Source organism: Cellulophaga baltica 18 (genome assembly GCF_000468615.2).
In the GTDB taxonomy this organism is placed as follows: domain Bacteria; phylum Bacteroidota; class Bacteroidia; order Flavobacteriales; family Flavobacteriaceae; genus Cellulophaga; species Cellulophaga baltica.
The window spans coordinates 4,588,878-4,601,425 of sequence record NZ_CP009976.1 but is presented as its reverse complement, the minus strand read 5'-3'; the positions used below and the strand labels follow the sequence as shown (position 1 = coordinate 4,601,425).

The following is a 12,548-nucleotide window of genomic DNA, read 5'->3' as shown; positions in this document are numbered from 1 at the left end:
GCTTATAAACTGTTTTTAATACCTAATTCTAATCCTCTTAATTCCGCTAAACCGCGTAACCTTCCAATTCCTGAGTATCCAGGATTCGTTTTCTTATTCAAATCATCTAACATTTGATGTCCGTGATCTGGTCGCATAGGTATTACGGCATCTTTTCTGCCTTCTTTAGCCCTACGCTTTTGTTCTATTAGAATTTCTTTAACCACACTATACATATCTACATCGCCTTCTAGATGGTTGGCTTCATAGAAATTACCTTGTGCATCTCTTTTGGTGCTTCTAAGGTGAATAAAGTGAACACGATCTGAAAAATGTTTAAAGATTTGGACCAAATCATTATCATCTCTAACCCCTAAAGAACCGGTACAAAAAGTAATTCCGTTGGCTATATGTGGAACTTGTTCAAATAAATAAGCATAATCAGCCTCGGTACTAACCACTCTTGGCAAGCCTAATATTGGAAAAGGTGGATCATCTGGGTGAATACACATCACTACATTTTCTTGTGCAGCAATGGGGATAATTTCTTTTAAGAAAGCAACTAAGTTTTCTCTTAATTTCGACGCATCAATAGTATCATAGGTATTTAATACTTTTTGAAACTGCTCTAAAGTATAGCCTTCTTCAGCACCAGGTAAACCCGCGATAATATTATTAATCAATTGCGTTTTATCAGCATCCGATAATTGATCAACATAGGCTTTAGCCTCGGCTTTTTGAGTAGCTGAATAGGTGTTTTCCGCACCAGGTCTTTTTAAAAGGTAAAGTTCAAAAGCAGCAAAAGCAGTGACATCAAAACGTAGTGCTCTAGAGCCGTCTTCTACTTCATAATCAAGTGATGTTCTGGTCCAATCTAAAACAGGCATAAAATTGTAGCATACAATATGAATACCACAAGAAGCTAAATTTTTAATACTCTGTTTGTAGTTCTCTATATAAGTTTTAAAATTCCCAGAACGGGTTTTTATATTTTCGTGAACAGGAATACTTTCTACAACACTCCATGTTAATCCTACTTTTTCAATAATAGCTTTACGCTCTTTAATAGCAGCTACTTCCCAAACTTCTCCGTTTGAAATTTGGTGTAATGCAGAAACAATACCTGTTGCACCTGCTTGTTTTATATCTGATAAGGATACGGGATCATTTGGCCCGTACCAACGCCATGTTTGTTCCATACTATTTTATTTTTTCAATTAAACCCCACTAAATGCACTAAAACCACCATCAATAGGCACTACCACTCCTGTTACAAATTTTGAAGCATCTGCACATAAGTAATGAATTGTTCCGTTTAATTCGTCTGTTTCTCCAAAACGATTCATAGGAGTATTTCTAATAATAGTATCTCCACGATCTGTGTACTTACCCGTTTCTTTGTCTATTAATAAATCTCTATTTTGATTGCCAATAAAGAATCCTGGAGCAATGGCATTTACACGTAAACCTTCACCAAATTTTGTAGCTAATTCTACAGACAACCATTTGGTGAAATTATCTATGGCCGCTTTAGAGGCAGAATATCCAACAACACGGGTAATTGCACTCTGTGCAGTCATGGAAGAGATGTTGATAATTACCCCTTTTTTATTTTCAACCATCTTTTTTCCAAACACTAATGCAGGTAAAATACTTCCGAATAAATTTAAATCGACAACCTTTTTAAAGTCATCAATATTCACATCAAAGATGGTCTGGTCTACACCAATGGTTGCGCCAGGCATATTCCCGCCAGCAGCGTTAATGAGCACATCTATTTTTCCGTGTGTTGTTATAATTTGATCGGCAATTTCTTTTAAGCTAGTTTCATCTAATACATTACATACATAACCAAACACATTGGCACTAACTTTTTTTAATTTTTCTAAAGCAGCATTTACGGTTTCTTCTCTACGGTCAAGTACAATTACGGTAGCACCATTACCTAGGAGGTAGTTAGACATTTCACCGCCTAATACACCGCCACCGCCTGTGATTAGGATTACCTTATTTTCTATATCAAACAAATTCATTCTAACTGTTGTTTTTCTGAGGTTATACTTCTAATTTTCAAGCGTTACGAGTGTGTTTTATTATATATTAAAAATTTTCGTGTACGCACACGTAAATATAGACAGATTTTTTTCATTTTCACTATATTTACCAAAATTTGTGTGCGCACACGAAAAATAAATCCAATTTGAAGATTAGCATATGATTACAATTAATGACATTGCAAAAGAAGCTAAAGTTTCAGCAGGGACTGTAGATAGAGTAATTCATAAAAGAGGAGGCGTTTCAAAAAAAACAGAAGCTAAGATAAAGTCGATTATAGCTAAGCATGATTTTCAAATCAATGCTATTGCTAGTTCTTTAGCATTGAATAAAAGAGTACAAATTGCGGTATTAATTCCTGATTATGATGCGGAGAATACATTTTGGAAATCACCAATGATGGGAATTCTAAAAGCAAAAGAGGAAGTAAAAAAAATAGGGGCTAGTGTTTCTTATTTTAGTTTCAATCAATTTGATGAAGCTTCGTATGTGTGTCAATTTAAAGAAGTAATTGCCGCAAAACCTGATGCCTTATTGTTGGCTCCTTTATTTGGTTCTGCGACTAAAGTATTAGCTAAAGAATTAGATAATAAAGAGATTCCTTATGTATTCTTAAATATTAATTTAGAAGGCTGTAATAATATATCATTTATAGGACAAGATTCTTATATGAGCGGATTTCTTGCAGGGAAATTAATGCGACTCTCCATAAAAGACAAAAGTGCCATTGCTGTTATGCAAACGAGAGCGAACCTAGATAATAACCATGCTATTTACAAGAGAATAAAAGGCTTTGAGGATTACTTTAAAGCAAATAAGGATACAGTTTCGTTGCTAAACATCAATATTGCAGATTTAGAAAATGCGGTAGCACTAGCAGAAAAACTAGAAGCGATGTTGGCTGAAAACCCAAAAATTGAAGGCGTTTATGTACCCAATAGTCGTGTTTCTAGCTTTGCAAATGTTATTAATAGTTCAAAAATAAGCGAGTTAGTGCTTATTGGTTTTGATGGTACGGAAGAAAATGTAAGCTGTTTAGAAAATGAGAAAGTGGCTTTTTTAATTTCGCAACAACCGTTTAAAGAGGCGTATGAAGCTATTAAATTGATGGTTGATTTTTTAGTAGATCAGAAAGCGTTGGAGGAAAGAATTTATTCTCCTATAGAGATTTTAACTAAAGAAAATGCACAGTTCAGTAAACACAGCAAGTAAAAAAAACAGTAAAGCTCATAGCCTTACTGTTTTAGTTTAATTTCGTTAATTCCGCTTTCAAGAAGAATTACAGTTTTATTTTTTTTGATTTTCTTCCCATTAAAAAAGATCTTTCTTGGACTTGAAGGAATTGTAAATTCAGCAGACATTCCTTTTGGAATTTCTAGGGTGTAAAGTTCAGATTTTTCACTCTTTTGATACGTTCCAGAAATGATTCCATTTTTGGTAGGTACTTTAATCGTCGTATGCGATAATTCTGCTAATTGGGGTTTTATTTCGGCAATTTCAAAACCTGCAGTTTTAGGTTTTATCCCCCACATGTAACGTGTAATAATATTTAAGGGAGCAGTACCCCAAGCATGGTTCCAATCAGAATTTGGCTTATATTTTACATCCCAAGCTTCCATAGTCATGGTAGCACCTACTTCCATCATATTCCACCAATTTCTGTCGCCTTCAGTTTCCGTAATTAAATCAAAACCATATTGTGCTTCACCATTTTTAAAAAGACCTTCTAATAAATATTGAGCCCCATAGACACTACAGGCCATACCTCTTGTTTTTACAAAAGCGGTAACACTTTCTACATGCTCTTCGGGTACTAACTCAAATGCCAACGGAAGCATATTAGCGTGTAGGGAGGCATGTGTACTGTTCTCTCCATCTATATAATATCCTTTTTCAGCATCAAATAATTTGGTGTTGATTACCTTTTTAACAGCTGCCGCTCTATTTTTAAAGAAACTCACGTCTTCTTTTTTACCAAGAAAACCAGCAATTTCAGTCATTAATTTTAAATTATAATAGTAAAAAGAATTCACGACCGTATTTACGGGTACAATTTCATAGCCATCTCTTTCACCTTCGGCAGTGGCTAGTTTCCAACCCGTATCTTTTTGAGCAGGGGGCCAATCTATAATATCTTTTATTTTGGTGTCTGGTTTTTTAAATCCTAGTTCGTTTATTAATTTTTGATTTAGATGAGGTGAAGAAGAGCTTATTAAACCGTCTTCTCGTTCTAAATCCATTAAGGTTTTCAGTTTTAGATTTTCGTAATATTTTTCAAGAGGAGCTAAGTCGCCCGTATACATGTAATCGGCATGGAACATTAAAACGGTATGCAATAACCATTCTGTAGGCCAAGTAGGGTTATCTATAAAATATTCATTAGTTCTGCGACCTATGGTATATACACTATCTACACTATAATGACTTAGTTGATTGATGTAGGCATCTGCTTCGTAAGGAATTCTTTCGCGATCGCCATCCACATAGTAACCTGTAAAACTAGTTGCTTTTATGGTGTGTTTGCAAAGATCCCAAATAGCATCTAATACCTTATCTGAAGAGGTAAAATCACTAGCATTATCATTAAATTTATTATGAACTGCCTTCTGAAAGAATTGTAATTCTTCTATTGGAATGGTTAAATTGGCTACTTCGCAATACCTAAAAGGCATAACGGTGCCCATAGATTCAGGGAGTAGTATAGCCGCTCCGCTTGTATTCCTTTTATCAGGAGTAAGGTTTAAATGAATTGTTTTATCTGCTAATAATCCATTTAAAACTACTTTTTGATAGCGAATGGTTCCTCCAGGGGTTCTGTCTACTTTATGTTGATCGTTTAATTTTTCACCCAAATGGAAAACTACAGAATCGTTTTGAGCCTTTTTGCTTTCTAATTGAACCGTACCAAAAAAAGCTTTTCCAAAATCTATAAGGTAAGAACCTTCTCCTAGTTTAGTGATTGTTTTAGGAGCAACTAAAGTGGTTTCTAACTGTATTTTTTCAGAACGATCTTGAGCTTGGTTATTGGTAATAAAAGTAACAAAAAGGAGTAAAGTAATATACTTTCTCATAGTGTGTTGTAATAAAATAATGGATGTAAAATTTATAATTTAGGATTTGAAACTATAGTATTGTTGTACATAGCGTCTAAGCCCATTTGTATACAAACAGCAGTATTTGCGCCTGTAACAATATCAGAGATGGGGTTTTTATTGGAAATAATACTATCTCTAAAATCAATTAAAGCTTGTTCACTCGGTTCCAAATGTTCCATAACAATTGGAATACCTAAGCCTTCTTCCCATCTTAGAGTGGCTCCAGAAACACCGTCAAGAACTCCTATTTCTTTTTTTTCATTTCCTTCCGGGTAAAACCATGCTTTTGAATATTCTAAAATAATAGAACCTTTATCGCCCTTAACGCGTATTTTGTATCCGTCTTTAGCATTGCTCGTTAAACAGGTAAATGTTGCTTTTACACCACTTGGGTAGCTGTAAATCAAGTGAATGTTATCAAAGGTTTCGCGGCCATCTTTCCAATAATCTACACCACCAGCACCCATAACTTGGTGTGGTACTTCATCTAAAACCCAATTTGCAAAATCTATCTGGTGTGAGCAAAGTTCTGCGAGTAACCCTCCAGAGTATTCACGGTACATGCGCCAGTTTATGGCTCTCTCTAGTTCTGGTTTAGGAACCATGCGTCTCCAGTCTCCATGACGGTTCCATTGGCACTCAAAGGAAGTGATTTTTCCAATTTTTCCATTTTTTATCAAGTCTACTACGTGGGTGTATAACCTAGAGCTGTGGTATTGATGACCTGTTTGGAATATGGTATTCGATTGGCTAACTTTTTGTGTTAATTGATCAATACCCTCATAACTTTTTGCCATTGTTTTTTCGCAGTACACATGCTTCCCAGCATCTAATGCATCCATAGCAATTTGGGAATGGGTACTAAATGGTGTGGAAACTAGAATGGCATCAATAGCTTTATTGTCTAATAATCTACGGTAATCATCATATCCTTTTGCTTTTCCTTTTACGGCTTTTAAACCTTGTTCTAATCTAAAAGGTAATACATCGCAACATGCGCTCACATTAAATCTATCAATTTTATTAATATTAGATATCATTCCAGTTCCTCGGTCACCGGTGCCTATAATTCCAATAGTTAAAGTATCATTTGCATTTTTAAAATCAAGAACGTTTCCTAAAGCTACTGCAGATGTTGATAAAGCTGCTGTTGCAACAGATCCTTTGATTATAAATTCTCTTCTTTTCATGTAAAACTTTTAGTGGTGTTATAGGGTAATATAAGATTTTTTTGGATGGTTATACGGATTTAATCTCCCATCCTGGTTCGTACGTTCTAGACCATAATTTCATGGCTTCTCTATTAAATATACGTCCTGTAGTTTCATCAACTTCAAAAGAATCATCTATGCGGTACGCAATATTTGCATAATGGGTAAGCATTTGACTTATAGCACCTTGGTCAATAGGAGAGGTTAACTCCGCTTTACCTCTAATAGCGTCAAAAAAGTTTACGGTATGTGCTGCAGAAAGCTGTCCGCCACCACCTAAAGCATTCCCATCTTCTATACCAGGCACAACATTTTCTCTAATTAATTCGCCCTTAAGGTTGTATAAACGATAGCCATCACGATCTATTTTTGCAGAACCTTCAGATCCATAGACAATCGTACCTCTTCCAGCACCATATTTGTCATACCCATTACGGCTGCGACCATCCCATTGGATTGTTTTTTTGTCGGCAAAATTAAAAGTAGCTTCCATAGTATCATACATTTCCCAACCATCATCCTTGTATTGGAATTTGCCAGCGTTGACAGCCACATGCTCAGGGTATTCTACATCTAAAGCCCAACGTGCAATATCTAATTCATGTGTCGCATTATTACCCATTTCAGCGGTACCATAATCCCAACCATACCAGTGCCAATTATAATCCCAAGTGTTGTCTGTATAAGCTCTTCTAGGCGCAGGACCCTGAAATAAATCCCAATCTAAACCAGCAGGTGGGTTTGCTTTTACTTGATGCGGAACGGCACCTCTTTTACTGGTATAAAAGGCAATTGCTTTATACGCATCACCAATAACACCATTATGTATGTCTTTTATAATTTCTTGTGATTGTAATGAAGAACGTTGTTGGTTCCCCATTTGTACAACTTTATTGTATTTTTTCTGATAAGCAACTAATAGCTCTCCTTCCTCAGGATTGTGGCTACATGGTTTTTCTAAAAACACATGTTTCCCTGCTTGCATAGCCATACAGGCACCTGGAGCATGCCAATGATCAGGAGTTGCCATAAAAATGGCATCTACATTTTTATCGTTAATGATGTTCCTAATGTCATTTTCTAATTTTGGTTTTGCGCCAATAGATTTAGAAACATTTGCAGCAGCTTTATCGCGCTGACTTTTCATAACATCACATAAGTACGATAGTTCGATATTATTTTTCTTATCACCCATAGCAGAGATATAGGCATTGTATCGTCTTCCTAAACCTTGAATAGCGACATGGATTCTGTCATTTGAACCTATTATCTTTGAGTAGCTCTTGGCAGACATTGCATTTACGCTATGGCTTCCTAAAGTAACTCCTACAGCTCCAATAGCTGTTTTTCTTATAAAATCTCTTCTGTTTGACCCCATCTTCTTATTCATTTATAGTATTAATTGGACGAATTTTTACATTTTTAAAGGACACTAAATCACCATGATCTTGTAGTAATATTTGTCCTTTTTCTAAAGCACCAAAATTTGGCCATTTCTCATATTTACTTTCAGATACTAATTTTAAGTACTCCTCACTATTTCTTTCGTATTCTAAAACTTTTACATCATTTAACCAGTGTTCAACATGGTTGTCTTTAGATATAATATAAGCGGTATTCCATTCTCCGATTGGATGAATAGGTTTGTTGGTATCTGCTTGTATTAAATCATATAACGAAGCCACGGTTCTACTACCATCATGATTGCCAAGCTTAGCATCAGGATGTAAGGCATCATCTAAAAGCTGATATTCCAATCCAATAGAAGAACCATCACCTTTATTTAATTCTGTATCTACATAATATTTTATACCGCTATTTGCGCCCGGTGTTAATTTAAAATCTACTGTAAGTTCAAAATCAGCATACAATTCATTCGTAACAATATCTCCGCCAGCAGTAGATTCTCCGCCACCAGAAGCTAGAACACTTAAGATACCATCTTCAATTTTCCAGCCAGTTTCAGGAAACTTATCTAGTTTAGCACCACGCCATCCATCAGTAGTTTCTCCATCCCATAATAATTTCCAGCCTTTCTTCTTCTCATCGATGGTCAATTGGTTTTTTGTGTTTATGGGTTGGATGGGTGATTTTCTGCTGTATTTAGAAACGCTATCTGTAAGAATCTTTACGTTTTTCCAGATAATCTCTGTTCCTTCTTTTTTATCTGCATGAATTTCATGAACCTGTAAGCATATGAAACCACTTCCTGTTTTCCCATCAATTAAATAAGCAGCAGGAACGTCATTAATCCAAGTCTTTAGAGTGTCACCAATCGCCTCAATTCTATAATGGTTCCAATCATTTTGTTTGAAAGCCTTTTGTGCGGCTGGGTTACCATCTAACGGGTTTAACCAACCACGTCTAGATTCGTCATAAATACCACCGCTCCAAGCTCTTTCAGAAGGGTCTATCTCTACTTGATAGCCATGCACTCTCCCGTCTTTATAGTTAGGAAAACTATTGCTGCGTATTTGTATACCAGAATTCATGCTAGAATCTACCTTGTAATCTAATTCTAAAATAAAATCACCATACATTTTATCAGACGTTAAAAAAGAATTTGGAGTATCATGAACAGTACTTCCTACAATTGCCCCATCTCTAACGGTATATTTAGCGATACCTCCTTTTTGGTTCCATCCATTTAAGGTTTCTCCATCAAATAAGCTTATCCACGGAGTATCATCTTTCGGTTCGTTCTTACAGTTAAAAAATAACGATACTACACATAGGAGTAGTATTCTATTAAAGAAAATGGAATTTTTCATGGTAAATTTTAGTTTGTTAATAAGTTAGGCAAATTAGGGTATCTACACTTTTTTTGGATGGATAAATCAATCCAAACCATGGACATACTGTCTATATTGGTTTCTAAAAATAATGCATCAGAAATTAATATTTGATATTTTACGGCTAATATTTTTATAAAAAGTAGCTTTTAAACTGGCACTTTTTGTGAAATTGACAACTAACTTAGGATTCATATAGTAATTATGTCCATATATCAGAATAATATGTCCATTCGTTAACAGGCTCTTAACATTACTTTAGCGAACAATTAACTTAACAAAGAAAAAAATGGAAAAACTAAAACTATTAATGGTTACCTTATTATTGGGTTTGTCATCAACATTATTGGCGCAGACTAAAGTGTCTGGTGTTGTTGCAGATGAGTTAGGTATGCCCATTCCGGGAGCAAACGTAGTCGTAAAAGGAACAACCAATGGGACTGTTACGGATTTTGATGGAATTTTTGCAATTGAAGCGAGTAGTGGTGCAATTTTACAGTTTTCTTATATAGGATACAGTACTAAGGAAGTAGCGTATAAAGGACAATCTTCTTTAAATGTAACCTTGACTGAAGATACAGCATTGTTAGATGAAGTAGTTGTTATTGGTTATGGTTCTGTAAAGAAAAGCGATTTGACAGGAGCGGTAGCTTCTTTAAGTGCTGAAAATTTAACAGAGCAAAAGAAAACAGATATTGGCCAAGCACTACAAGGTAGAGTAGCTGGGGTAGATGTTAGAACATTAAATTCAAAGCCAGGTGCACCTCTGAATATCCAAATTAGAGGTAATACAGTTATTACGGCTAACCAAGGTGGTGAAAGAGATGGTGTTAGTGATGATTTGAGTGATGATCCAGATCAACCATTATATGTTGTAGATGGTATTTTCTTTGATGATATTAATGTATTAAACCCTTCTGATATTCAGCAAATGGATATTTTAAAAGATGCTTCTGCAACGGCTATTTATGGTTCTAGAGGAGCAAATGGGGTAGTTATTATAACTACTAAGAATGGTATTGAAGGAAAAACTGTGTTTACTTATGAATCTAGTTTTGGTTTGCGTTCTGCAACGAATATACCAGATATGCTTAGTGGAGATGAGTATGTTGGTTTCGTAGATGACGTGTTACGTGCTAGAGAATGGTTAAACACTTCAAGAACCGTAGCAGATTATAATAATGTAACTATAGATCGTTCTACAGAATATTTCAGTAGCAACGGAAACCAAGAAGTTGCTAATGTAGCTAGCGGTAATTATACTGATTGGATGGGCTTATTAAGAAAAACAGGAGTTCAAACAAGTCATACTGTAGGTATGTCAGGAGGAGCAAATGGTTTAGTTTATAGTGGTTCTTTAGGTTATTTACATGATGAAGGTGTAATGGGAATTGAAGAATTTGAGCGTTATAATATTAGTGCTTCTCTTTCAAAAAAGGTATCAGATAAACTAACCGTAGGGATTAAAACATATTTAGCATTATCAGAACGCGAGCAAGGTAGTAGAGAATTATTTAGAAGTTCTTTACGATTAGCTCCTACTGTGAGTGCCTATGATGCGAATGGAGAACCTGTTCTTGCTCCAGATGCACAAGATGATCGTTTTCTTAATCCGCTTTATGAAGCAGATGGGGCTTGGAGAGTAAATGACAGATCTTTGGATGTAATTGCAAACGTATTTTTAAATTATAAGCCAAAAGAATGGTTAAACCTTAAAACACAATTCTCTCCAAATGTAAGCGCTAAGCGTTTTGGTGAGTACCGTGGTTTATTGACAAAATCTTCAAGAAATGATGAAAGCAGAATAAGATCTTATTATGATTCAGGTTTAAATACTTCATACACTTGGGATAACATTGCTGATTTTAATTTTGATGTTGCAGAAGGTCATAATTTAAAAACAACCTTAATTACTTCTATCTATTACAATAACGAAGAAGGAAGTAATATTCAAGTTCGTAATTTTGATACCGATGCTTACTTGTTTTTTAATACGCAAGCAGGAGCAGATACTCCTAATGATTATGGAACTTTTTATTCTAAAGAAACCTTATCTTCTTTTGCAGGCCGTTTAAACTACAGCATTAAAGATAAATATCTTTTTACAGCAACAGGAAGGTATGATGGTTCTTCTAAATTATCAGAAGGAAATAAATGGGCTTTCTTTCCATCGGCAGCATTTGCATGGAAAGCTAGTGAGGAAGAATTTCTTCAAAATACAGATTGGTTAAATAATTTAAAATTACGAGTAAGTTATGGGGAGTCTGGAAATGATAAAACAGTGAGTCCATACAGTTCATTAGCATTTTTAAGTCAGACAGGCTATTTATTTGGCGATGAATCGAATATCGGAAAGGTAGTTTCAAACCTGTCTAATGCAGATTTATCTTGGGAAATTTCTAAAGAATACAATTTTGGTTTTGAATTAGGGGTTTTAAATAATAGAATTAATTTAGGATTTGAATATTACAATAAGAAGACAGAAGGTAGTGTTCTTGCGCGCCAATTATCTTTCATAACAGGTTTTGGGGATGAAGAAAATACCCCAACTGCAATTGGTAATTTTGGTTCCGTACGTAATAGTGGTATCGAAGTAACTCTTAATACCGTGAATGTAAGAAGTGATAATTTCACTTGGAAAACGAATATCAATTTCTCAAACAACAAGAACGAAATTCTAGAGCTATACGCAGGTGTAGATCAAATAATTCTTGGAGATTCTCGTCTAAATGGAGTGTTACAAGTAGGTGCTCCTATTGATGCTGTATTTGATTATGAAGTTGATGGTATTTGGCAAATTGATGAAGCTGCAGAAGCTGATGCTTTAGGAGGTATACCGGGGCAATATAAGTTTGTAGATCAATTAACGGTAGATACTAATGGTGATGGTATTCCAGATGAAAGAGACGGAGTGATCAATCAAGATGATAAAAAAGTTATAGGGTCGCAATCACCCGATTGGATTGCGGGGATGACCAATACATTTAGTTATAAAAATTTAGAGCTGAATGTTCAAGTAAATACCAGACAAGGCGTATTCGGACATTCAGAATTCCACCAAAATTTCGCAACTTTTAATGGTGATAAAGCAGTATTCAATAGCTTAGATCAAGATTATTGGACTCCTAACAATCCAGATGGTAAATATCCTTCACCAGAATATGGGGAGTCAAATCCTTGGTTCTATGAAGATATGTCTTTTGTTAGAATAGCAAATATTGGTATGGCATATGATTTCCCAGACACTCTTTTAGATAAATTTAAAATGTCAAGTTTGCGTATGACTCTAAATGTTCAAAATCCATTCACTTTTACAGATTTTGATGGTCCAGATCCAGAAACAGGATTACAGAACTCTTATAATATGGGGTATTCTGTAAAAACAATATTATTCGGTCTTAAGTTATCCTATTAAT

Annotated in this window: 8 protein-coding genes; 2 read left to right on the top strand and 6 right to left on the bottom strand. The window is 35.1% G+C overall.

Translation table 11 applies throughout. The features are described from left to right. Nucleotides 1-2 precede the first annotated feature (2 nt). Both uxuA and M666_RS19705 read right to left on the bottom strand, forming a co-directional pair. Nucleotides 3-1,178: a mannonate dehydratase gene (gene uxuA / locus M666_RS19710; protein ID WP_024479533.1), complete on the bottom strand. Its 1,176-nt coding sequence runs from the start codon at nt 1,176-1,178 to the stop codon at nt 3-5. 18 nt (nt 1,179-1,196) lie between these two features. Continuing rightward, entirely contained in the window at nt 1,197-2,012 is an 816-nt protein-coding gene (locus M666_RS19705) for an SDR family NAD(P)-dependent oxidoreductase (protein ID WP_029445502.1), read from the bottom strand. Between the two features lie 181 nt (nt 2,013-2,193). Between M666_RS19705 and M666_RS19700 the strand changes: the two genes are divergently transcribed. Continuing rightward, entirely contained in the window at nt 2,194-3,246 is a 1,053-nt protein-coding gene (locus M666_RS19700) for a substrate-binding domain-containing protein (protein ID WP_029445503.1), read from the top strand. 23 nt (nt 3,247-3,269) lie between these two features. Here M666_RS19700 and M666_RS19695 read toward each other — a convergent pair whose 3' ends face one another. The 4 genes from M666_RS19695 to M666_RS19680 are packed head-to-tail and all read right to left on the bottom strand — an operon-like array spanning nt 3,270 to nt 9,111. Then, the gene (locus tag M666_RS19695) at nt 3,270-5,105 is read right to left on the bottom strand and encodes a family 78 glycoside hydrolase catalytic domain (RefSeq protein ID WP_029445504.1); all 1,836 of its coding nucleotides are present in this window, start codon (nt 5,103-5,105) and stop codon (nt 3,270-3,272) included. Between the two features lie 32 nt (nt 5,106-5,137). After that, the gene (locus tag M666_RS19690; protein WP_029445505.1) at nt 5,138-6,319 is read right to left on the bottom strand and encodes a Gfo/Idh/MocA family protein; all 1,182 of its coding nucleotides are present in this window, start codon (nt 6,317-6,319) and stop codon (nt 5,138-5,140) included. Nucleotides 6,320-6,368: 49 nt separating this feature from the next. After that, nucleotides 6,369-7,730, bottom strand: coding sequence for a Gfo/Idh/MocA family protein (locus tag M666_RS19685; RefSeq protein WP_039326113.1), 1,362 nt, complete (start codon nt 7,728-7,730; stop codon nt 6,369-6,371). After that, nucleotides 7,723-9,111, bottom strand: a complete 1,389-nt coding sequence (locus M666_RS19680) for a 3-keto-disaccharide hydrolase (protein WP_029445507.1) — start codon at nt 9,109-9,111, stop codon at nt 7,723-7,725. Before M666_RS19680 ends, M666_RS19685 begins: the two co-directional genes overlap by 8 nt. Before the next feature lie 310 nt (nt 9,112-9,421). On the opposite strand from M666_RS19680, the gene M666_RS19675 reads away from it, so the two are divergent. Beyond that, entirely contained in the window at nt 9,422-12,547 is a 3,126-nt protein-coding gene (locus M666_RS19675) for a SusC/RagA family TonB-linked outer membrane protein (protein WP_029445508.1), read from the top strand. Nucleotide 12,548 lies beyond the last annotated feature (1 nt).

What these genes read in the sequence shown, in the direction of transcription:
- M666_RS19685 (WP_039326113.1), bottom strand. Translation starts at nt 7,730, where the DNA reads ATGAATAAGAAGATGGGGTCAAACAGAAGAGATTTTATAAGAAAAACA.
- M666_RS19705 (WP_029445502.1), bottom strand. Translation starts at nt 2,012, where the DNA reads ATGAATTTGTTTGATATAGAAAATAAGGTAATCCTAATCACAGGCGGT.
- M666_RS19695 (WP_029445504.1), bottom strand. Translation starts at nt 5,105, where the DNA reads ATGAGAAAGTATATTACTTTACTCCTTTTTGTTACTTTTATTACCAAT.
- M666_RS19680 (WP_029445507.1), bottom strand. Translation starts at nt 9,111, where the DNA reads ATGAAAAATTCCATTTTCTTTAATAGAATACTACTCCTATGTGTAGTA.
- M666_RS19675 (WP_029445508.1), top strand. Translation starts at nt 9,422, where the DNA reads ATGGAAAAACTAAAACTATTAATGGTTACCTTATTATTGGGTTTGTCA.
- uxuA (WP_024479533.1), bottom strand. Translation starts at nt 1,178, where the DNA reads ATGGAACAAACATGGCGTTGGTACGGGCCAAATGATCCCGTATCCTTA.
- M666_RS19690 (WP_029445505.1), bottom strand. Translation starts at nt 6,319, where the DNA reads ATGAAAAGAAGAGAATTTATAATCAAAGGATCTGTTGCAACAGCAGCT.
- M666_RS19700 (WP_029445503.1), top strand. Translation starts at nt 2,194, where the DNA reads ATGATTACAATTAATGACATTGCAAAAGAAGCTAAAGTTTCAGCAGGG.